The 20,949-nt window shown below is 70.9% G+C and carries 14 protein-coding genes and 1 pseudogene; 7 read left to right on the forward strand and 8 right to left on the reverse strand.

Going from position 1 to position 20,949, the window contains the following annotated elements; translation table 11 throughout:
• Positions 1-93: 93 nt before the first annotated feature.
• Positions 94-4,056, reverse strand: a complete 3,963-nt coding sequence (locus tag EST54_RS02860) for an ABC transporter ATP-binding protein (protein ID WP_129244648.1) — start codon at positions 4,054-4,056, stop codon at positions 94-96.
• A gap of 212 nt (positions 4,057-4,268) precedes the next feature.
• A complete protein-coding gene (locus EST54_RS02865; protein ID WP_129244650.1) occupies positions 4,269-7,076 on the reverse strand; it encodes a discoidin domain-containing protein in 2,808 nt (935 codons plus the stop codon).
• Between the two features lie 237 nt (positions 7,077-7,313).
• Between EST54_RS02865 and EST54_RS02870 the strand changes: the two genes are divergently transcribed.
• Genes EST54_RS02870 through EST54_RS02880 form a run of 3 tightly spaced genes read left to right on the forward strand, consistent with a single transcriptional unit; the run spans position 7,314 to position 10,928 of the window.
• Positions 7,314-8,168 carry an ATP-binding cassette domain-containing protein gene (locus EST54_RS02870; protein WP_129244653.1) on the forward strand — a complete coding sequence of 285 codons (855 nt, stop codon included), beginning with the start codon at positions 7,314-7,316 and terminating at the stop codon, positions 8,166-8,168.
• Positions 8,140-10,260: a YhgE/Pip family protein gene (locus EST54_RS02875; protein WP_129244655.1), complete on the forward strand. Its 2,121-nt coding sequence runs from the start codon at positions 8,140-8,142 to the stop codon at positions 10,258-10,260. The genes EST54_RS02870 and EST54_RS02875 overlap by 29 nt, the downstream gene beginning before the upstream one ends.
• Positions 10,257-10,928, forward strand: coding sequence for a TetR/AcrR family transcriptional regulator (locus EST54_RS02880; protein ID WP_129244657.1), 672 nt, complete (start codon positions 10,257-10,259; stop codon positions 10,926-10,928). The genes EST54_RS02875 and EST54_RS02880 overlap by 4 nt, the downstream gene beginning before the upstream one ends.
• A gap of 135 nt (positions 10,929-11,063) precedes the next feature.
• Here the strand turns inward: EST54_RS02880 and speB are convergent, their stop codons facing one another.
• Positions 11,064-12,041, reverse strand: coding sequence for an agmatinase (gene speB, locus EST54_RS02885; RefSeq protein ID WP_129244659.1), 978 nt, complete (start codon positions 12,039-12,041; stop codon positions 11,064-11,066).
• A 226-nt stretch (positions 12,042-12,267) separates the two neighbouring features.
• Here speB and EST54_RS02890 point away from each other — a divergent pair, with 226 nt between their 5' ends.
• Positions 12,268-13,065, forward strand: a complete 798-nt coding sequence (locus EST54_RS02890) for a phosphatase (protein WP_129244661.1) — start codon at positions 12,268-12,270, stop codon at positions 13,063-13,065.
• Positions 13,066-13,782: 717 nt separating this feature from the next.
• Here the strand turns inward: EST54_RS02890 and EST54_RS02895 are convergent.
• Positions 13,783-14,091: pseudogene (locus EST54_RS02895) on the reverse strand (IS5/IS1182 family transposase); the annotation flags it as partial.
• 1,136 nt (positions 14,092-15,227) lie between these two features.
• Between EST54_RS02895 and EST54_RS02905 the strand changes: the two are divergent.
• Entirely contained in the window at positions 15,228-15,770 is a 543-nt protein-coding gene (locus EST54_RS02905; RefSeq protein WP_174857379.1) for a UTRA domain-containing protein, read from the forward strand.
• Positions 15,767-16,546 (forward strand): GntR family transcriptional regulator, encoded by a 780-nt coding sequence (locus EST54_RS02910; RefSeq protein WP_129244663.1) that lies wholly within the window; start codon positions 15,767-15,769, stop codon positions 16,544-16,546. The genes EST54_RS02905 and EST54_RS02910 overlap by 4 nt, the downstream gene beginning before the upstream one ends.
• Before the next feature lie 12 nt (positions 16,547-16,558).
• Here EST54_RS02910 and EST54_RS02915 read toward each other — a convergent pair whose 3' ends face one another.
• Both EST54_RS02915 and EST54_RS02920 read right to left on the reverse strand, forming a co-directional pair.
• Entirely contained in the window at positions 16,559-17,482 is a 924-nt protein-coding gene (locus EST54_RS02915) for an acyl-CoA thioesterase (protein WP_129244665.1), read from the reverse strand.
• A gap of 19 nt (positions 17,483-17,501) precedes the next feature.
• Positions 17,502-18,659, reverse strand: coding sequence for an acyl-CoA dehydrogenase family protein (locus EST54_RS02920; RefSeq protein ID WP_129244667.1), 1,158 nt, complete (start codon positions 18,657-18,659; stop codon positions 17,502-17,504).
• Between the two features lie 264 nt (positions 18,660-18,923).
• Between EST54_RS02920 and EST54_RS02925 the strand changes: the two genes are divergently transcribed.
• Positions 18,924-19,250, forward strand: a complete 327-nt coding sequence (locus tag EST54_RS02925) for a hypothetical protein (protein WP_129244669.1) — start codon at positions 18,924-18,926, stop codon at positions 19,248-19,250.
• Between the two features lie 71 nt (positions 19,251-19,321).
• On the opposite strand, the gene EST54_RS02930 is transcribed toward EST54_RS02925, so the two are convergent.
• Positions 19,322-20,347, reverse strand: coding sequence for a sporulation-delaying protein SdpB family protein (locus EST54_RS02930; RefSeq protein WP_129244671.1), 1,026 nt, complete (start codon positions 20,345-20,347; stop codon positions 19,322-19,324).
• Positions 20,338-20,943, reverse strand: coding sequence for an SdpA family antimicrobial peptide system protein (locus EST54_RS02935; RefSeq protein ID WP_129244673.1), 606 nt, complete (start codon positions 20,941-20,943; stop codon positions 20,338-20,340). Before EST54_RS02935 ends, EST54_RS02930 begins: the two co-directional genes overlap by 10 nt.
• Between the last annotated feature and the right edge of the window lie 6 nt (positions 20,944-20,949).

Below are 20,949 nucleotides of genomic sequence, written 5' to 3' on the forward strand. Positions count from 1 at the left end.
CCCTCGGAGCCATCCGGCGGATCGTCCGGACGGCCGCCGGGGCGGGCAGCGGACGGTCCGGGTGCCGCTCACCGGACGGCGCGGTCCCCGGCCTCAGGCCGCGAGTTCCTCCTCCTCGCCGGTGAAGGTGCGCCACAGCTCCGCGTAACGGCCGTCGTGAGCCAGGAGCTGGGCATGGGTGCCGTCCTCGGCTATCCGGCCGCGGTCGAGCACCACCACGCGGTCCGCGCGGGCCGCGGTGGTCAGACGGTGGGCGACGATGAGGGTGGTGCGGCCGCGGGCGGACGGGCCGTCACCCGAGCGGGCGGAGTCCAGCGCGCGCAGCCGGTCGGTGGCCTGATTGACGACCGCTTCGGTGGCGAGGTCCAGCGCCGCGGTGGCCTCGTCGAGCAGCAGCACGTCCGGGTCGACGAGTTCGGCGCGGGCCAGCGCCAGCAGCTGGCGCTGGCCGGCGGAGAGGTTGCGGCCGCGCTCGGCGACCTCGTGGAGGTAGCCGCCGTCGAGGGTGGCGATCATGGCGTGCGCGCCGACGGCCCGGGCGGCGGCCTCCACCTCGGCGTCGGTGGCGTCCGGGCGGCCGTAGGCGATGGCGTCGCGGACCGTGCCGGCGAAGAGGTAGGACTCCTGGGGGACCACTCCCAGGCGGCGGCGATAGTCCGTCAGATCCAGCTCGCGCAGGTCCGTGCCGTCGATCCGGACGGCTCCCGCGGAGGGGTCGTAGAACCGCGCGACCAGCTTGACCAGGGTGGACTTGCCGGCGCCGGTCTCGCCGACGAAGGCCACGGTCTGGCCGGCCGGGATGGTCAGGTCGACGCCGGCCAGCGCCGGCTCCTCGCCGCCGCCGTAGTGGAAGTGGACGTCGTCGAAGGTGATCTCGCCGCGCAGCGCGGGCACCTCGCGGGGCCGCTCGGCGGCGGGCGATTGGGGCCTCCCCTGCTCGAACGAAGTTGAGAGCTTGGGGAACGTCGGCTCGCGCAGCAGCTGCTGGATGCGGCCGAGCGAGACGGACGCCTGCTGGTAGCCGTCGAAGACCTGGGAGAGCTGCTGGACGGGGGCGAAGAACAGGTCGATGTAGAGGAGGTAGGCGACCAGCGCACCGGCCGTGAGGGTGTGGTTGCCGACCCGGTCGGCGCCGACGATCAGCACCAGCGCGGCCGCCACGGACGACAGCAGCTGGACGAACGGGAAGTAGACCGAGATCAGGAACTGGCCGCGGACCCGGGCCCGTCGGTAGGCGTCGCTGCGGGCGGTGAACCGCTCCTCGCCGCTGTGCTCGCGCCGGAACGCCTGGACGATCCGCAGTCCGGCCACGCTCTCCTGGAGGTCGCCGTTGACGACGCTGATCCGCTCGCGGGCCAGCTCGTACGCCTTGACGCTCTGCTTGCGGAAGAAGTACGTGCCGATGATCAGCGGCGGGAGGGTGGCGAAGACGACCAGGGCCAGCTGGACGTCGATGGCCAGCAGCGCGACGAGTATGCCGAAGAAGGTGAGCACCGAGACCAGGGCGGTGACCAGGCCGGTCTGCAGGAAGGTCGACAAGGCGTCGACGTCGGTGGTCATCCTGGTCATGATCTTGCCGGTCAGCTCGCGCTCGTAGTAGTCGAGCCCGAGGCGCTGGAGCTGCGCGAAGATCTTGAGGCGCAGGGAGTAGAGGACCCGTTCGCCGGTGCGGCCGGTCATGCGGTTGCCGCCGATCTGCGCGGCCCACTGGGCGAGGACCACGAGCAGGGCGACCGCGGCGGCCGTCCAGACGCCGATCAGCGCACCGCGCCGGACGCCCTCGTCGATGCCCTGCCGGATCAGCACCGGCAGCAGCAGCCCGGCGACGGCGTCCACGGCGACCAGCGCCAGCGCGAACCCCAGCGGCCGGCCGAAGCCGTGCAGCAGTCGCCGCAGGCCGTAGGAGTGCTCGGGGCGCAGGGCCCGTTCCTCGTCGATGTCGGGGGTGTCGGTGGCCGGCGGCAGGGCGGCGACCTGGGCGAGCAGCTCGGGCGAGGACGGGAGCGGGGCCATCCCCGCGCCCATGCCGGGCCCGGCGCCGGCCGCCGCGCGGGCCGTCGTCCCGGCCGCGCCCGCCTCGGCCTCCTGCTCGCGGCGGACCCACAGTTCGGGGGTGATCGTGCCGGCCGCACCGTCCGCCGCTCCGTCGGGCTCGGCGGCATCCGGCCCCCACTGCGGCAGGCCGTCCGCGGCGAATGCGGCGTCGAGGGCGCCCGCCAGCTCGCCCGCGGGGTCGTGCTCGACGCCGCCCAGCTCCTCCGGGTCGGTCAGCAGCCTGCGGTAGAGCGCACAGCGGCTCTCCAGCTCCTCCTGGGTGCCGACGTCGACCAGCCGTCCCCCGTCGAGGACGGCGACCCGGTCGGCGAGCGCCAGGGTGGAGGCGCGGTGGGCGATCAGCAGGGTCGTACGGTCCGCCATGACGCCGCGCAGCGCCTCGTGGATCTCGTGCTCGACCCGGGCGTCCACCGCCGAGGTGGCGTCGTCCAGGATCAGCAGCCGGGGGTCGGTGAGCAGGGCGCGGGCCAGGGCGACGCGCTGTCGCTGGCCGCCGGACAGGGTCAGGCCCTGCTCGCCGACCTTGGTGTCATAGCCCTGGGGGAGCGCGGAGATGAAGTCGTCGGCCTGGGCGGCGCGGGCCGCGGCACGCACCTGCGCGTCGGTGGCCTCCGGGTGGCCGTAGGCGATGTTGTCGCGTACGGAGTCGGAGAACAGGAAGCTGCTCTCGGGGACCAGCCCGATGGCGCCGCGCAGCGACGCAAGGGTCAGCTCGCGTACGTCGTGGCCGCCGATCAGGACGCGGCCCTCGGTGGCGTCGTAGAAGCGGGGCAACAGCAGCGAGACGGTGGATTTGCCGCTGCCGGACGTGCCGACCACGGCGACGGTCTCGCCGGCCTCGATGCGCAGCGAGAACGCGTCGAGAACGGGGGGAACGGGGCGGACGAGGCCTTCCGCGGGCTCCCCGTCGGCATCGTCGGCACTGTCGTCACTGCGATGCGGCGGGGCGTAGGCGAAGGTCACCCGGTCGAACTCGACGGTCGCGGGGGCGTCGGCGGGCAGCGCGTGGGCGTCCGCCCGCTCCTGGAGGGCCGGCTCGGTGTCGATCAGCTCGTAGACCCGTTCCACGCCGGCCCGCGCCTGCTGGCCGACGGTCAGCATCATCGCCAGCATCCGGACGGGTCCGACCAGCTGCGCGAGGTAGGTGGAGAAGGCCACGAAGGTGCCGAGGGTGACGTGTCCCTGGGTGGCCATCCAGCCGCCGAGGGCCAGCATCGCGACCTGGCCGAGCGCGGGTACGGCCTGCAGCGCGGGGGTGTAGCGGGCGTTGAGCCGGACCGTGCGCAGCCGTCCGGCGAACAGCCGGCGGCTGACCTCGCGCAGCTTGCCGGTCTCCTGCTCCTCCTGCCCGAAGCCCTTGACGACGCGCACGCCGGTGACCGCACCGTCCACGACACCGGCCACCGCGGCGGCCTGCCCCTGGGCGTACCAGGTGGCGGGGAACAGCCGGGTGCGGCTGCGCCGGGCGATGAACCACAGGGCCGGGGCGGCGGCCAGCGCGACGACGGTGAGCAGCGGGGACAGCAGCACCATCACGACCAGCGAGATCACGAACAGCAGGACGTTCCCGATCATCATCGGGACCATGAACAGCAGGCTCTGGATCAGCTGGAGGTCGCTGGTGGCGCGGCCGACGACCTGGCCGGTGCTCAGCTCGTCCTGCCGCCGCCCGTCGAGCCGGGCGATCGCGGCGAACATCCGGGTCCGCAGGTCGTGCTGGGCGTCCAGGGCGAGCCGGCCGCCGTAGAAGCGGCGTATGTACGTCAGGACGTAGACCACGACCGCGGCGACGACCAGCACGCCGGCCCAGGGGCCGAGCGGGCGCTCGTGCCGGATGATGACGTCGTCGATGATCAGCCGCGGTACGAGCGGGACCAGGGCCAGCACCGCCATGCCGGCGAGCGAGGCGCCCAGCGCGAGCAGCACGTCCTTCTTGTACTGCCAGCAGTCGCGGGTCAGCCGCCGCGCCCAGCCCTCTCGTGCCCTGTCCGTCCCCGCCACCCGGTGCCTCCCGCGCCTCGACACTTACCGCATGGCCACCAACACCGCCGGCGGCGGATTTCATCCCGCCGTGACATTTTCCGGCGGACGCGGGCCGGGCGCGCGCCGGTGCGGGCAGCGACGCGAGCCGGGCGCGCGCCGGAGCGGGAGCAGCGCGACGGCCCCGTCCCGCGGGTGCGGGGCGGGGCCGTCGCCGGGTGCGGCGCAGCGGGCTACTTCAGGCGCTGCACGGTCAGCTCGGTGATCCCCGGATGCGGCTTGGGCTTGCCGCCCGCCGCCGGGGTCCGGTCGCCCTCGACCGTGACCCGTACGTACCGCGCCGTGGTACGGCCCGAGTATCCGGTGCCCGACCAGTGCTTTCCGTCCCGGGAGACCTGGACGTTGTACGACGTGGGGCGGGTCGCGGTCCAGTGCGGGGTGATCTGGCCGATGAGGGTGGGCCGGCCGAGGTCGACGGTGAGGGTGCCGGTGGCGGCGTTGGGCACCCACGCGGTGGTGGCGTTGCCGTCCACCGCGGCGCCCGCGTACATGCCGGGCTCCTCCGAGGTCGCCGTGGCCGGGGTGCAGCGGGCCGCGTTCGACGTCGCCGTCAGGTCCGGGCGGCGGGTCTTCAGGACGGCCGGCACACCCCGGCTGACGATCTTGTCGCCCTCGGGCGTCTCGATCTTCATCGGTGCCCCGGCGGTCAGCCGCACGGTGGTCTGGTGCGCGCCGATCTCGATGTCATAGGTCCGGCCCTGCCAGTGCAGACCGCGCAGGGTGACGCCCTGGGACAGCTGCGGCGGCAGCATCGGGTCGAGGCGCACCGCGTTCTCCCGCAGCCGCAGCCCGGTCAGTCCGTTGGTGAAGGTCTGCAGGAAGCCGCCCTTGCCGGTGAGGAAGTCCTGGGCCGGCTTGCCGGCGTGCGGGTCGGTGGCGCCGGCCTTGTTGCCGCGCGCCTCGGAGAACTCGTTGAACGGCCCGCGGACGAACGGCCTGATGGACCGCTGGAGGTAGGTGTAGGTCGCGCAGCCGGGTTCGCCGATGGCGGCCGCGTCGATGGCGTGCACCGAGTCCGTCATGGCGGGGCCGTCCGGGTCGGTGCGCGCGGCGTAGAAGTCCAGCGTGCGGGCCGCCCGCGCCTTCGACATCGGCCATTCCAGCGGGTACATCAGCAGCACCGTGTCGGCCTGCTTGATGGTCGTGCCCTTGTACCCGGCGTACTGCTCGAAGACCTTCTTCTTTGTGTCGTAGGGGATCCGCAGCTTGTCGGCGATGGTCTTCCAGGAGGCCGGTGCCTTCTCGCCGAGGATCGCGGCGACGCGGGTGGCGTTCCGCAGGGCGGTGGCGGCGCCGGCGTTGGTGAAGACCCCGTCGTTGACGCCGTTGCTGTACTCGTCGGGCCCGGCGACGTTCTTGATCGAGTAGCTGCCGTCGGCGTTACGGGTGGCCCGGGAGGCCCAGAACTCGGCGATGCCCTTGAGGACCGGCCAGCCGCGGGACTTCAGCCAGGCGGTGTCCTTGGTGGCGAGGTAGTACTGCCAGGCGGCCAGGGAGATGTCGCCCATGAGGTGGTTCTGGGTCTTGCAGTGCGGCGGGTCCCAGCTGTGGCACTCGTTCCACAGGTTGCCCTTGCTGCCGCTGGTCCAGGGGTAGAACAGCCCGTCGTAGCCGAGCTTCTCAGCGTTGGCGCGGGCCCCGGCGCGGGTCTTGTAGCGGTAGTCGACGATGGACCGGGCGAGCGTCGGGTGGGTGGCGAGCAGGCCCGGGTACATCCAGGTCTCGGCGTCCCAGAAGACCTCACCGGCGTAGTTGTCGCTGGTCAGGCCGGTGGGGCCGATGCTGTTGTCGCTGCCGGCGCGGGTGGAGGAGAGCAGTCCGTACTGCGCCGAGCGCACCCAGGACTGCATCTCGCGCTGTCCCTTGACCTCGATGTCGCTGCGCCACAGCCGCTGCCAGGCGGCGGAGTGCCGGGCGAACAGGGCGTCCCAGCCGCGGTCCGCGGCCCGGCGCGAGGCGGCGTCGGCGGCGGCCCGTGGGGAGCGGGAGGTGAGCGCGGTGTCCACGCCGACGTACTTGGTCAGCTCGTAGGAGCGGCCGCTGCGCACCGGGAAGGACACCCGCTGGCGGTTGCTCAGCTCGTCCTTCTGCGGCTCCCGGCGGGGCTGCTGTGCCTGCACCCCGGGCCCGGTCCGCAGGGTGGAGGCCACCGCGCCGTCGGTCTTCGTCCCGTCCGTGCGGAACCCGACGTCCATGGTGCGGCCGTTCTGCGCGCCGCCGGCGGCGGACGGCGCCATGCGGCGGGCGCCCCGGCCGTCGAGGCCGTCGGTGACACTGGCCGCGCCGCTCCAGTGGGGCGTCATCCGCAGCCGGACCGCGCCGGTGTGCGCGTCGTTGCGGTCGGCGAGCACGTCGTAGACCAGGTCGGTGCGGCGCCCGTCGGCGGCCGTCCAGGTCAGCGAGGTACGGACGAAGCCGCAGCGCAGCGAGAGGGTCTGGCGGTAGTTCGAGATCCGGCCGGGTGCGGTGGCCGAGGAGAAGGTGTCCTTGCCGGTGCCGACGTCGAGCGTGGACCAGGTGGGTATCGCGGCGATGGCCTGCCGGCCCTGCACGTTCTTGGGGCCCTTGGCGTACAGCCCGGACACGAACGAGCCGTCGTATTCGGGCGTCTTCAGCGGCCAGCCGGTGGTGCCGCCGGGCGCGGCGTAGCCGGTGCCGTTGGGCGGGACCCGCGTCCCGAGGTACCCGTTGCCGACGTAGGCGTGGTAGCTGTCCTTGGGGTCGATCTTGGTGGAGGTGGCGGTCCAGCCGTCGCTGCCGTCGCCGCCGAGACAGGGCCCCTGGGCGCCGCCGGCGGGCGGGCCTCCCGCGGGCACCCGGGAGGGCGCGGCGGCCGAGGCCGATATGGGCGCGAGGACCGCGACCAGGGCCCCCGCGAGCAGCGGGGCGACCAGCTTGCGCGAGCGGTGGGCGGACCGGGGTCGCCGCTGTGTCTCCTCCCGCGGCGGCCGGTCGACGGGGTGCTGTGCCGAATGATCCATGGTTCTCCGTTGTGACGTGCGCGCCCGTACCGCGTCGTCCCCTGCGGAACGGACATCACCGTGAACATCATCAGGCCCCCGCCTGCACGGCACCCTAGGACGTATCCGCCGTTCGGGTCCCGGGATTCCCGCACTCGGTCACCTCTCGTTCGCTCCGAGGACCCCGATGGGTCAGCGAGCCCGCTGATGGGTCTACACTTTTAGACTGACCAGTCAGATCAAAGGGGAGGGGTGTTCGTGAACACCACCCGCCAGGGGGCGGCGGTCAACGCCCGAGGAATAGGTGTGGAAGGCCCACGGGGGTGGGCGTTCCAGGGCATCGACATCACCGCGGAGCCGGGCGCGCTGATCGCCGTCCAGGGCTCCTCCGGCTCCGGCCGTACCTGCCTGCTGCTGGCCCTCACCGGCCGGATGCGGATCACCGCGGGCGAGGCGACGGTCGCCGGACTCCCGCTCCCCAAGCGCATGGGCACGGTGCGCAGCCGTACCGCCATCGCCCACGTACCCGGCGTCGTCGAACTCGAACCGGCCCTCACGGTCGGCGAACACCTCAAGGAGCAGGCCCTGTTGGGCCACCGCTTCCAGGGTCTGGGCGCCTCGCTCCCCTGGGGCCGGCGCCAGAAGGAGGCCACCCGGGCCCGGGTCGACGCCGCCCTCGCGGCCGTCCGGCTCGACCCCGGCACCCTCGTCAAGGGCCTGGGGACGGCCGTCCGGGATCTGGAGCGGATCGAGGCGCTGCGGCTCTCCGTCGCCCTCGGGATCATGCACGGCCCGCAGCTGCTGGCCGTCGACGATGTCGACCTCAAGCTGTCGGCGGAGGAACGCACCGAGGCCTGGCAGCTGCTGCGGGACCTGGCGCGGGCCGGCACCACCATCGTGGCCGCCGCCGGCGGGGCCCCCGCGGACGCCCTGATCGTGCGCACGACGCCCGCACGGGCGGCCGCGGCCGAAGCAGAGGCCGAGCCCGAGGCCGAGTCCACGACCGACGCGGCGCCCGCCGACGGTTCCGACACCGCGGACCGCCCCCACCCCCGGACCGACGACGACGAGGAGGAGACCGCGCATGCGCTCGCCGAGACTGGCCGCTCTTGAGCTCAGGCGGTTCAGCAGGGGAAAGCTGCCCCGGCTGGGTCTGGTGGCCCTGACGCTGATCCCCCTGCTGTACGGAGCGCTGTATCTGTGCTCCTTCTGGGACCCCTACAGCCGCCTGGACAAGATCCCGGTCGCCCTCGTCAACGACGACCGCGGCGCCACCGCCGACGGCAAGAAGATCACCGCGGGCGACGACCTGGCCGACAAGGTCAAGGACAGCAAGACCTTCCACTGGGAGGAGGTCAGCGCCGCGGACGCCGCCAAGGGCGTCGAGAACGGCACGTACTACCTCTCGCTGACCGTCCCGCAGGACTTCAGCAAGCGGATCGCCTCCAGTTCGGGTGACGACCCGCAGACCGGCGCGCTCAAGGTCCGTACGAACGACGCCAACAACTACGTCGTCGGCTCGATCTCGAAGTCGGTCTTCTCCGAGATCCGGGCCAAGACCTCGGCGAGCTCGTCGCGCGCCATGCTCGACAAGATCTTCGTCTCGTTCTCGGATCTGCACGACCAGACCGCCAAGGCGGCGGACGGGGCCGGGAAGGTCGACAAGGGCGTCGGCTCGGCCAAGAAGGGCTCCGGTGACCTCGCGGACGGCCTCGGCAAGCTCAACGAGGGCGCCGGCAAGGTCAGTCAGGGCGCCGGTGACCTGAGCAGGGGCGCCTCGTCGGCCGTCGCCAAGGCCCGTGAGCTCAGCGCGGGCGCGGGCCAGGTCGCGGACGGCACCCAGCAGCTCGCCGACAAGGTCCACGGCATCGCCAAGAAGGACCTGCCCTACCTGCGCGAGCACGGCAAGGAGATCGGTGCGGGCGCGCAGTTCGTCGCCGACGCCACCGAGACCCTCGACGACGTCCTCGACACCCTGCCGAGCGACTCCGCCAAGGCCGCCACGCAGGCCCGCAAGAACGCCGACAACGCCGCGGAGATCTACCAGGACCGCTGCGGCGGGCTGCTGGACACCGACCCCGACTGCACGAAGCTGAAGGCGCTCGCGGACGGCAGCAAGGTGGCCGCCGACGCGGCGGAGAAGGTCCACGACGCCGTCGCCGGGGCGGACTTCGGGCCGCTGCGCAGCAAGCTGCACGAGGTGCACCAGGGCGCGGTGATGGTCGCCGAGCAGGCACCGGGCATCGGGCAGCGCGCGGACACCGCGATCCGTCAGATCAACGCGCTCAACGCCGGCGCCCACAAGGTCTCGCAGGGCGCGGGGCTGTTCGCCGACGGCATCGGCACCCTCGCCGACGGCGCGGGCAAGGTCGCCGACGGCGCCGGCAAGGTCCACAGCGGCGTCGGCACCGCCAAGAGCGGCGCCGTCAAGCTCACCGGCGGTCTCTTCAAGCTCAAGGACGGCACCAACCAGCTGGCCGACGGCCTGCACAGCGGCGTCGCCAAGATCCCGGACTACAACAAGAAGGACCGCGACGCCCGCACCGAGGTGATGGCCGACCCGGTCGAGCTGGCCGCCAAGTCGATGCACAAGGCGCCCAACTACGGCACCGGCCTGGCGCCGTACTTCATCCCGCTGTCCCTGTGGGTCGGCGCGATGGTCGCGTTCATGCTGCTCCCGGCGCTGGGCAAGCGGGCCCTGGCCGCGGGCGCCCCGGGCTGGCGGATCACCCTCGGCTCCTGGCTGCCCGCCTACGCCGTCGGCGTCGTCCAGGTGCTGGCCCTGATGGCCGTCCTGCACTGGGGCCTCGGCCTGCAGATGGCCCGCTCGGCCGGCACCGTCGGCTTCCTGCTGCTGGCCACGGCCTGCTTCACCGCCATCATCCAGCTGCTGGGCGCGTTCTTCGGACCGGCCGGCCGGGTGCTGACCCTGATCGTGCTGATGCTCCAGCTGACCTCGGCGGGCGGCACCTACCCGGTGCAGACCAGCCCCGGCTTCTTCGCCGCCATCCACCCGTTCCTGCCGATGAGTTACGTGGTCGACGGCCTGCGCCGGCTGATCACCGGCGGTGACCTCGGCATCGTCTGGCAGGGCTGCGGTGTCCTGGTGGCCTTCACCCTCGGCGCGCTGGCCCTGACCGCCCTCGCGGCGCGCAGCCGGCAGGTCGTACGGATGAAGGACCTGCACCCGGAACTGAGCCTGTGAGTGTGCTCGCGAGCCCCCGGGACGGTGCCGGCGACGGCGCCGCCCCGGGGGCCGCCCCCGCCCCGCGGCGTGCCTCGACGCGCCGCCGGCTCTTCGACGCCGCCGTCGTCCTCATCGCGGAACAGGGCTTCTCGGCCACCACCGTCGACGAGATCGCCGACCGCGCCGGCGTCGCCAAGGGCACCGTCTACTACAACTTCGCCAGCAAGAACGTCCTCTACGAGGAGCTGCTGCGGGACGGCATGGACCTGCTCTCCGGCTCGTTGCGCCGGGCCGCCGACGCCACGGTGGCCGCCGGCGGCACCCGGGTCGACGCCCTGGACGCCATGATCCGGGCCGGCTTGGACTTCATCGCCGGCTCCCCCGCCCTGATGCAGCTCTACGTCGCCGAACTGTGGCGCACCAACCGCACCTGGCGCGCCACCCTCACCTCCGTCCGCGGCCGGGCCCTGACCGTCGTCGAGTCCGTCCTGCGGGACGCCGTGGCCGCCGGCGAGCTCTCCGCGGAACTCGACATCTCCCTCACCGCCTCCGCCCTCCTCGGCATGGTCCTGGTGGCCGCCCTGGACTGGCAGTCCTTCCAGCCGGACCGCTCCGTCGAGGACGTCCATGCGGCGCTGTCCCGACTGCTGCACGGGCGGGTGGGGACGGGGCCGGGCGGGTGCTAGAGCCGTCCCCGGAGGGCGGACCGCCCCCCGAACCCGGCCCCGGCCCCGGCCCCACGCACGAACGCCGGCCCGCCACGGTCACCCGTGACGGGCCGGCGTTCTCGCTGCCGGGGAAGCGCGGCCGCGCGGGCGGCCCTACTTCCCTTCCCGCCCCGCCGCGATCTGCCGCGACATGATCGTCGTCAGCTCGTACGCGGTGTGCGAGGCGGCCACACAGGTGATCTCCGCATGGTCGTACGCCGGAGCGACCTCCACGACGTCCGCCGAGACCAGGTTGCAGGACGACAACCCGCGCAGGATCTCCAGGAGTTCGCGGGAGGTGAGGCCGCCGGCCTCGGGGGTGCCGGTGCCGGGCGCGTGCGCCGGGTCCAGCACGTCGATGTCGATGGAGATGTACAGCGGACGGTCGCCGATGCGCTGGCGCAGCTGGTCGGCGACCTCGTCCACGCCGCGGCGCATGACATCGGCCGAGGTGACGATGCCGAAGCCCATCTTCTCGTCGTCGTCGAGGTCCTTCTTGCCGTAGAGCGGGCCGCGGGTGCCGACGTGGGAGAGCGCGGAGGTGTCGAGGATGCCTTCCTCGACGGCACGGCGGAACGGGGTGCCGTGGGTGTACTCGGCGCCGAAGTAGGTGTCCCAGGTGTCCAGATGGGCGTCGAAGTGCAGCAGCGCGACCGGGCCGTGCTTCTTGGCGACCGAGCGCAGGAGGGGCAGGGCGATGGTGTGGTCGCCGCCGAGGGTCATCATCCGGGCGCCGGAGGCGAGCAGGTCGTCGGCCGCGGCCTCGACCGTCTCCACGGCCTCGTTGATGTTGAACGGGTTCGCGGCGATGTCACCGGCGTCGGCAACCTGGGCGAGCGCGAAGGGGGACGCGTCCTGGGCCGGGTTGTACGGCCGCAGCAGGCGGGACGCCTCGCGGATGGCGTTGCCGCCGAAGCGGGCGCCGGGGCGGTAGGAGACGCCGGTGTCGAAGGGGACGCCGACGACGGCCACGTCGGCCCGGCCGCCGACCTCGTCGAGGCGGGGCAGCCGCGCGAACGTCGCGGGCCCGGCGTAGCGCGGGACACGGGAGGAGTCGACGGGGCCCACGGGCCCGGTGGAGGTGGAGGTCATGAGGGTGAGGGTAGGGACGGCCGGACGATTACCCCATGGACATTTGCGGAGAGCGAGCCGGACGCGTTCGACATTTTGGCCAGCCGCCCGCAGAAGCCCCGGCACCCCGCTGACCTGGCCTTCCTCCCCTGCACACCGCACCGGCCCCACTCCGCTCCCCCCACCCCGGTGTCCGGGCTGCGGAACCGTCCGGCCCCGGATCATCCCTGCGGGCACAATGGGCGCTATGCCGATAGCCTCCGCAGCCCCCGCCCCCACGCGCGCCGAACTCGTCGATCATCTCGTACGGACCCGGATCGCCGGTGAGGTCGCCACCCCCCGCGAGAACAACCTCTCCCATTACCGCAGACTCGCCAACGGCGACCGCCACTACTGGTTCGGCCTGGAATTCGGCGACCGGTGGACGGACGAGCAGGACGTCCTGGCCGTGATGGCGGAGCGCTGCGGGGTGAACGACGACCCGCACCACCGGCAGGGGCAGGACACCATCGACCCGGAGCTGACGGTGGACGCGCTGGACCGGGCGGCCGCGGTGCTGCGCAAGGCGGCGGCCGACCGGCAGCGGGTGCTGTTCGCCACCGGCCATCCGGGCGGGCTGCTGGACGTGCACCGGGCGACGGCCGAGGCGCTGCGTGCGGCGGACTGCGAGATCGTCGTCATCCCGGACGGGCTGCGGGCGGACGACGGCATGGTCTTCCAGTTCGGCGACGTCGCGATGCTGGAGCGCGGCGCGACGCTGTGGCACACCCACTCCCCCGAGCCGATGGCCGCGATCCTCGACGGCCTGGAGCGGGAGGGCCGGCCGCTGCCGGACCTGGTGGTGGCCGACCACGGCTGGGCGGGCTGCGCCGGCCAGCGCGGCCTGGACGCGGTGGGCTTCGCCGACTCCAACGACCCGGCCCTCTTCCTCGCCGAGGCCGAGGGCACGGTACAGGTGACCATCCCCCTGGACGACCACGTCCTGAGCCCTCGGCATTACGACCCGTTGACGGCCTATTTGCTGGGTGCGGCGGGGTTGGGCTGACGGGCCGGTAACACCCCGCCCACTAAGGGTTGTCCCGTCCGGGGCTTTGAGGACAGCGGATGTGCAACGCAATCACGAAAAGCGCGAAACACGAGGGATGACGAGCCCCAGAATTGCAAGCCATGACCGAACGGGAAGTGTAAGTTGCTTCTCGGTCAAGCCGCGCTTGAGAGTCGGTGCGGGGTGGACCCGCGTTGGCATCGGCACGGAACGCCCGGTAGACCATAGGCGGCGTTTCCCCAGCCGTCAGGACACGGCTCCGACACTGACCACCCGTCACGCCATTTCATCCTGCGACTGGAGGTCATCAATGACATTTGTACCGAGCAGTAAAGTGGGACTTTACCCGGTTCGACTCGTCATCGGGGAGCTGGACGATCTCGGCAATCCGTCGGTGAAAGTGTCATTTTATCTTGGTGCGGACGATGGCTCACTAAAGCGCGGATTTCAGTTCATCAGTTCCGACGTTTCTGGAATTCTGACGTCGATCGACGACCAACAACTAGACTCCCAACGGATTGACCGTCAGGGGGCTGACGCATTGCTGACAAGCGCGGACGCCACCCTCGCCACGGTCTCGGACCCGGAGGCGCCAGCGACGATCGGCCTTGCCACCCAGAGGGTGCGACTCTTCTTGGGCGGATTCCGATTCGCTGAGTGGCGGGTGAGTTTCGAGACAGGTGTCGATCCGTTCCAGCTGGACGGCCGTTGGGTATAGGCAGTGCCACGCTCCAGCGCAGTGGACAGATCCGGGGCGTGGTCGGCGAGCACCGTCAGCCCCTCGTGCAGGTAGCGGTACGCGGTCGGTGTCGAGATGCCGTTGTCGCGGGCGAGTTGAGCCAGCCGGGTTCCGTCGACGGACCACCGCAACACCAGCACCGCCTGCTTGAAGACACCCAGGGCGCGGGTGTTCTTGCGGGTTCCGAGCCGGTCGCGGTGCGCTCGCAGGAGCCGGGCCAAGGTCTCAGCGGTCTCCCGGCGCACATCGAATCGTGCGTCAGGGCTCCTGCTTCGAGGAGGGGCCACACCAGCTCGTCACTGGCGCGGTGCCCCTGCTGCGAGTTGAGCCTCACTTGCGGTGCGTCCTGTCGGCGGGCGGCATGTCCCCGTCCGGGGGCGGCGGTGGGGCCGGCGTCCAGGGCTGGCCAGGGTGCCCGTCCCAGCCGTCTCCTCCTCCGCCGTACTCCCCGCCATCGGCAGCGATGACCTGCCTGCGCGTCCCGTGCCCCTCTCCTGCATTCAGTGGATGGTGCCCTGCACCTGCTACCCACTCCGACCGCTCAGACTGTCCACAGCTGGTGGCCGATGGGGAGTTGCGCCCCACTCCCTGCCGGGATCCGTCCAGCCGCACCCCTCTGCTCTGTGCGACGCGACGCACATCCCGCAGTGCGGCGCTCAACTGCTCTCCGAGATATCGGAGTTGCGGATCCGTCGCCTTGCCGTCCCCGAGCATGTCGGCCGCGTGGTCGAGCAGTGCGTCCGCCATCTCAAGCTGCACGTCTTCCATACGGTCCGCGACGCGGGAAACGGCACCTTCTCCCGTGCCGTCGCTCACAAGGAAGCAGGTCGTCCCATCAGGGCTCACCCACGGCAGCAGGCGCGTGGCCTGTGACTCGCTCACCGCGCAGCCACCTCCGCCCCGACCGTCGGACGATGACCGACATTCGAGGTCGGCGCTTCCGGCAACAGGGCATGGTGAAAGTGGCGTGGGAGCAGGTCCGCGGCCGTCGTTCGTACGCCACCAGGTACGGACGCACCATGACGGTGTCCTCGCCCCGCAGCATCTGTACGCGCACCAGCCGCGACCCGTACGAGCAGTCGATCCGTACGCGGCGGCATGGCCCCGTACGGGTACGCGCCCTCCGACCGATGGCGCCCCGGCGCGGGCAGCAAGAGCCGCCATAGCAGCTCGAAGAGCCGGGCGAGGGCGTTGGCGACGAGGTGAGGCGCAGCGCCAACAGGAGTACGAGTTCGAGGAAACCGACGTTGTCGCGGAAGGCACACAGACACGGGGAACCACCACCTTGCTCCTTGGGTGCACTGACACCGAAAAACGTAGCGCTATTCACAAAAACCAGCAAGGTTCCCTGAGGGTGGTTGCTACCAGGAAGTCGCTTACCGTGTAGGCGAAGGGTTGGGATCACCAATCGCCAGGAGGACGCGTGGGTACCAGCGAGTGGGTCAGCACCTCGATGCCGTATCTGACACCCCGTGAGAAGGGGCAGTCCGACGCCTGGGGCGCGGAGACCGCCGCCCGTGGCCGCCGCGGCAGCCAACGCATCGTCCACGCCGGGGAGATCGCAGCACCGCCCGAGATCGCGGAACTCCTGGGAATCGGGGCGGACGAGAACGTCGTCGTACGCCGTCGCGTGATGTTTGTCGACGACGCGCCCAGCGAGCTGACCGACACCTACTATCCCGTCCATATCGCCCGGGGAACCCGCCTGGCCGGGACCGCCAAGATTCCCGGTGGCGCGATCTCGCTGCTCGCCGACCTGGGGTACGTCGGTGCCCGGGTCCAGGAAGACGTCATCGCCCGGATGCCCAGCCACGAGGAACGCGATGCGCTGCGGACCGGCGCCGACGAACCGGTGCTCCAGCTGACGCGGGTCACGCTGGACGCACGCGATCAGCCGATCCAGGTCGACAGGATGGCGATGCCCGGACACCTCCAGCGGCTGCGCTACGAGATCAAGATCGGATGACTGTGCCGAGAACCGAAGACGACGCGTACGACCGCCGTTCCTTGCACGAACGGATCGCCGCCGACCTACGCGACGAGATCATGAGCGGTGACCTGGAACCGGGCGCGAAACTGCCGTCCACCACGCACCTCAAGGCACGGTTCGACGCCTCCAGCGCCACCGTGCAGAAGGCGCTCCACCTGCTCAAGGACGAACGCCTGGTCGTGGGTCGCGCCGGAGCGGCGGTGACGGTACGCGAACACCGGCAGCAGACTGTGCGGCCCGCTTCCTTCATGGCACCGGCCGGCCCCGGCGAGCAGTACCGCTGGCTCGCCGAGGCGACGAAGGGCGGAGGCCGGGCGCACAGCGAGCTGCTGGAGGTCACCGAGGCCACGCCGCCCAGAGATGCCGCAGAGGCTCTGGAACTCCCGGACGGCGGCACCGCACTGCTCCGCCGCCAGATCCTCTTCATCGACGACGAACCGGTCGAACTGGTCACGTCCTACTACCCGTTGGACATCGCCCGCGGTACCGCAATGACGGAACGCCGCAAGGTCAAGGGCGGGACGCCCACTCTCCTGGCCGAGCTGGGTTTCCCGCCCCGTCTCAGCGTCGACCGGGTCTCCGCCCGCGTACCCACCCAGGAGCAGTACGAGGCCCTCCGCCTTCCCAGCAGCCTGCCCGTCCTCCGCACCCTGCGAGTGATCTACAGCGACGACGAACGGCCCATCGAGGTCACCATCATGGTCAAGGCAGGCCATCTCCATGAACTCCACTACGAGTTCACGCCGGAGTGAGACCGAGGTGGCCTATCCCCGCGGCACCCGGATAACCCCCTCCTGAATCACCGAAACCGCCAACTGCCCGTCCGCCGTGAAGATGCGGCCCTTGCCCAGGCCGCGGCCGGCCTGGGCCGTCGGGGACTCCTGGTCGTAGAGGAGCCAGTCGTCGGCGCGCAGGGGGCGGTGGAACCACATGGCGTGGTCCAGGCTCGCGCCGACCACGTCGCCGACCGCCCAGCCGCCGCGGCCGTGCGCGAGCAGGATCGAGTCCAGCAGGGTCATGTCGGAGACGTAGGTGACCAGGCAGATGTCCAGCAGGGGGCGGGTGACGGTGTCGCCGCAGCCGGCGCCGTCGGCGAGCGCCTTGTCCAGGTCGCCGTTGGTGCGGAACCAGACCTGGGACCGCGGCTCGCGCACCTCGCCGACGGTGACGTAGGGCGGCTCGTCGACGTACCGCAGGTCGATCGCGGCCCGGGCCTCCAGCAGCCGCTCGGCGACGGCCGGGGTGAGGAACCGTCCGGCGTGCCGCGGCAGCATCTCGGCGGGGGTGGGCAGGGTCAGCGGGTCCGGTGCGGGCGGCATCGGCTCCTGGTGTTCCAGGCCTTCCTCGGCGGTCTGGAAGGAGGCCGAGAGGTGGAAGATCGGCTGGCCGTGCTGGACGGCGACGACCCGGCGGGTGGTGAACGACCGGCCGTCGCGGATGCGGTCGACGGTGTAGACGATGGGCGCGCCGGGGTCGCCGGGGCGCAGGAAGTAGGCGTGCAGGGAGTGCGGCGGCCGGTCGGCGGGGACCGTGCGCCCGGCCGCGACCAGCGCCTGGGCGGCGACCTGGCCGCCGAAGACGCGGGGCACGACCGAGGCGCGGCTCTCGCCCCGGAAGATGTCCTGCTCGATCCGCTCCAGCGCGAGCAGATCGAGCAGATCGAGCAGGGACCGCTGGGCGTCGTTCACGTGCGAGGGCCCTTGCGGCTCAGAGGCCCATGGACTTGGCGATGATGGACTTCATGACCTCGCTGGTGCCGCCGTAGATGCGGTTGACGCGGTTGTCGGCGTAGAGGCGGGCGATGGGGTACTCGTTCATGAAGCCATAGCCGCCGTGCAGCTGGAGGCAGCGGTCGATGACGCGGTGCGCGACCTCGGTGCAGAAGAGCTTGGCGGAGGCGGCCTCGGCCGGGGTCAGCTCGCCGGCGTCCAGGGCCTCCAGCGCGCGGTCGGCGACGGCCTCGGCGGCGTCGACCTCGGCCTGGCAGGCGGCCAGTTCGAACTTGGTGTTCTGGAAGGAGGCGACCGTCTTGCCGAAGATCGTGCGCTCCTGCACGTACTCCTTGGCGAACCGGACGGCGGCCTTGGCCTGGGCGTACGCGCCGAAGGCGATGCCCCAGCGCTCGGAGGCGAGGTTCAGGCCCAGGTAGGCGAAGCCCTTGTTCTCCTCGCCGAGGAGGTCCTCGACCGGGACCTTGACGTCGACGAAGGCCAGCTCGGCGGTGTCGGAGATCCTCAGGCCGAGCTTGTCCAGCTTGCGGCCGACGGAGTAGCCGGCGGACTTGGCGTCCACGGCGAAGAGCGAGATGCCGAAGCGGCGGTCGTCCTCGCGGGGCGCGGCGGTACGGGCGCACACGATGACGCGGTCGGCGTGCACACCGCCGGTGATGAAGGTCTTGGCGCCGTTGAGGACGTAGTGCGTGCCGTCCTCCGACAGCTTCGCGGTGGACTTCATGCCCGCGAGGTCGGAGCCGGTGCCCGGCTCGGTCATCGCCAGCGCCCACATCTCCTCGCCGCTGACGAACTTCGGCAGGAAGCGCTTCTTCTGCTCGTCGGTGGCGAGCATCTGGAGGTACGGGAGGCCCAGCAGCACATGGACGCCGGAGCCGCCGAAGGTGACGCCCGCGCGGGCGGTCTCCTCGTAGATCACGGCCTCGAACTTGTGCGAGGCGATGCCGGCGCCGCCGTACTCCTCGGGGACGCGGATCCCGAAGACGCCCAGCTCGGCGAGCTTGTAGTAGAAGTCGCGCGGGGCCTGGCCGGCGGCGAACCACTCGTCGTGTACGGGGACGACCTCGGCCTCGATGAAGGCGCGTATGGTCGCGCGGAACGCCTCGTGATCCTCGTTGAACACCGTACGGCGCATTGCTACGTCGCCTCCTCCAGGTCGCCGGACCAAGCGCATGGCTAAGCGCTTGCTCAGCGAAAGCTACCCGCCAGTCACCAAGGCTGTCCAGAGGTGAACGAAAACCCGTGCGGGCCGGGACCCGCTCCACACTCCCGGTACCGCCGTCACGACCGGCAGCCTCACCCGCACTCCGTTCACTCCGAACGTAAACAATCCGTCATCCGCCGGCCATTTCCGCAGGAAGCCGTTGATCATCCTTGATGGGCCATTTAGCATCAACTCATGGCGGATCAAACGGCAGTTGTAGAGGTCCATGTCAAACCGTCACTTATTGCATCGTGGTTTCACCACCTGCTGACGAATCCGGTCATTGAGATCGACGGCCAGGAATATGCCGCGAAATGGGGCACGTCAAAGGTCACTGTGACTCCCGGCACACACCGCATCAGTGTGTATTTCCGCTACCGCGGACAAAAGAGCGCGCGGCTCGCCGAGGCGAGCAAGGAGTTCTCGACAGCCGAAGCGCCGTCGGGCGTGCGTGTCACGGCCAGCCTCGGTCCGCGCAACGGAAGCAGGTTCCGGTTCGAAGAACCTGTGACGAGCGGGTAGGACGGTCTCGCGCCACGGGAAAGAAGCCCGTCAGTGCCCTTGAGCGCTGACGGGCTTTCCCTTGCCCGGCGTCAGACGGACGATACGGCGGCGGCGGGCGGGGCATGCGCACCGCACTCCGGGCACGGATCGGCGGCCCGGCCCGCGTCGTGCGCCCAGGCCCCGGCGGCAGCGGATCCGGTGTCGGATCCGGAATCCACAGCCACCGGTTCCGCCGGGCGGCGGTCCGGGGTCGCGCACACAATTGCCGAACCGATCATCGCCAGCGCGAAACTCCACAGACCCATCGTGAGAATGATCGAGCCGTGCAGCACGATGTCCAGGACCATGCCGACCTTGCGCCGGCGCCCCGAGGACAGCAGGCATACTCCGATCGCGATTTCGATCAGCAGCGCGCCCCACGTCAGGGAAACCACGACCAGCGGACTCTTGGACATCCACAGCAGGACACCGTCCCAGGGCCGGCTCACACCGAACATGCCGTCGCGCAGGAAGTAGTACTCGGCCGTTCCATTGGCCCAGTCGGCCACACCGAATTTGCTGAGGGCACTGTCCAGGTAGAGATAGGCGATCTGCACCCGGATGGCCAGAAAAGCAGCCAGCGAAACCGTCCGCCACGACGGTGCCAGAGCGGATTCGGGCCGCTGCCAGTGCCAGGTGCGGCCGTCGGCCAACCCGATCGGAATCATCAGGAAACACATGATCATGCCGACCGACTCACCACCGTCGGGCACCGAAATGCTGACCGCGACGGAATACGCCGCCCAGGCATGCGGGATCACCGTCCATCGCGGCCGATAACCGCTGGCGGCCACAAGCAGCACCATGATCAGCAGCCACCGCCGGGGCTCCGCACCCACCGCATCGCCGCCGAGACACAGCGCGGAAGCGGCGCGAACGGAATCGCAGCGCGGGAACTCCCCCATCCCGACGACAGGGACGAGCAGGGCCTTGAGGGGAGTCAGCAGGAGAACACTCAGTTGGGCCGCGGCGATAACGCTGCGCCCGACACCGAACCACCGGGAGCGGAGATCGTGCCGTGCGGTGTGCTCGGCGAGCCGGCCGGCGAGGGAATGGACAGCGGGCATTATCTGCATCGGACATCCAGATGTACGATCTTGACAACTCGCCTGGAATACGGGACCAGTTCCCGATAGCTCCAGGGCACGGTCTTCTCCTGGGTGAGATAGGCGTCACCACACACCGTCGGCACCGGGCTCTCGTTCTTCACCCGCCATGCTCTGCCGCCGGACGACTCCCGCAGACAGTCGGCGAGGCGACCGTCGCAGGCCTTCCAGTGCGTTGCCGCAGCCGCATTGAGAAACCCCAGCTCCGGCCCCTGGGCTCGTTGCGTACGGGACAGGCCGAACAGGTTCGACGGGGCACCCTGCGGCGTGCGCAGCAGATTCCGCCCCGCACCATCCGCCCCCAGGGAATAAGCACTGATCTGCGCGGTCTCGGGGTCACGGGTGAAGAAGGCCCAGTTCTCCGGCGTGAGAATGTTCAGGGCGTGCCGGGCAACGCCTTTGGACTGACGGCTGCTCAGCGCGTTGCTCGGCAAGGTGTAGAAGAGGGACGCCGCAAGGTAGCCGAAGAGACACAGACATACTCCGGCGAACAGGACCAGTTGACGTAGCGAAGCATTCCGTTCTTCCGCTGGTTTCACGGGCTTTGTGGTGGGCGTATTGGCCATTCGGGC

Origin of the sequence: Streptomyces sioyaensis (genome assembly GCF_004122735.1) — a bacterium.
Lineage (GTDB): Bacteria > Actinomycetota > Actinomycetes > Streptomycetales > Streptomycetaceae > Streptomyces > Streptomyces sioyaensis.

Coding starts and splice junctions, on each gene's coding strand:
- EST54_RS02865 (WP_129244650.1), bottom strand. CDS start 7,076: ATGGATCATTCGGCACAGCACCCCGTCGACCGGCCGCCGCGGGAGGAG.
- EST54_RS02875 (WP_129244655.1), top strand. CDS start 8,140: ATGCGCTCGCCGAGACTGGCCGCTCTTGAGCTCAGGCGGTTCAGCAGG.
- speB (WP_129244659.1), bottom strand. CDS start 12,041: ATGACCTCCACCTCCACCGGGCCCGTGGGCCCCGTCGACTCCTCCCGT.
- EST54_RS02890 (WP_129244661.1), top strand. CDS start 12,268: ATGCCGATAGCCTCCGCAGCCCCCGCCCCCACGCGCGCCGAACTCGTC.
- EST54_RS02910 (WP_129244663.1), top strand. CDS start 15,767: ATGACTGTGCCGAGAACCGAAGACGACGCGTACGACCGCCGTTCCTTG.
- EST54_RS02920 (WP_129244667.1), bottom strand. CDS start 18,659: ATGCGCCGTACGGTGTTCAACGAGGATCACGAGGCGTTCCGCGCGACC.
- EST54_RS02925 (WP_129244669.1), top strand. CDS start 18,924: ATGGCGGATCAAACGGCAGTTGTAGAGGTCCATGTCAAACCGTCACTT.
- EST54_RS02930 (WP_129244671.1), bottom strand. CDS start 20,347: ATGCAGATAATGCCCGCTGTCCATTCCCTCGCCGGCCGGCTCGCCGAG.
- EST54_RS02935 (WP_129244673.1), bottom strand. CDS start 20,943: ATGGCCAATACGCCCACCACAAAGCCCGTGAAACCAGCGGAAGAACGG.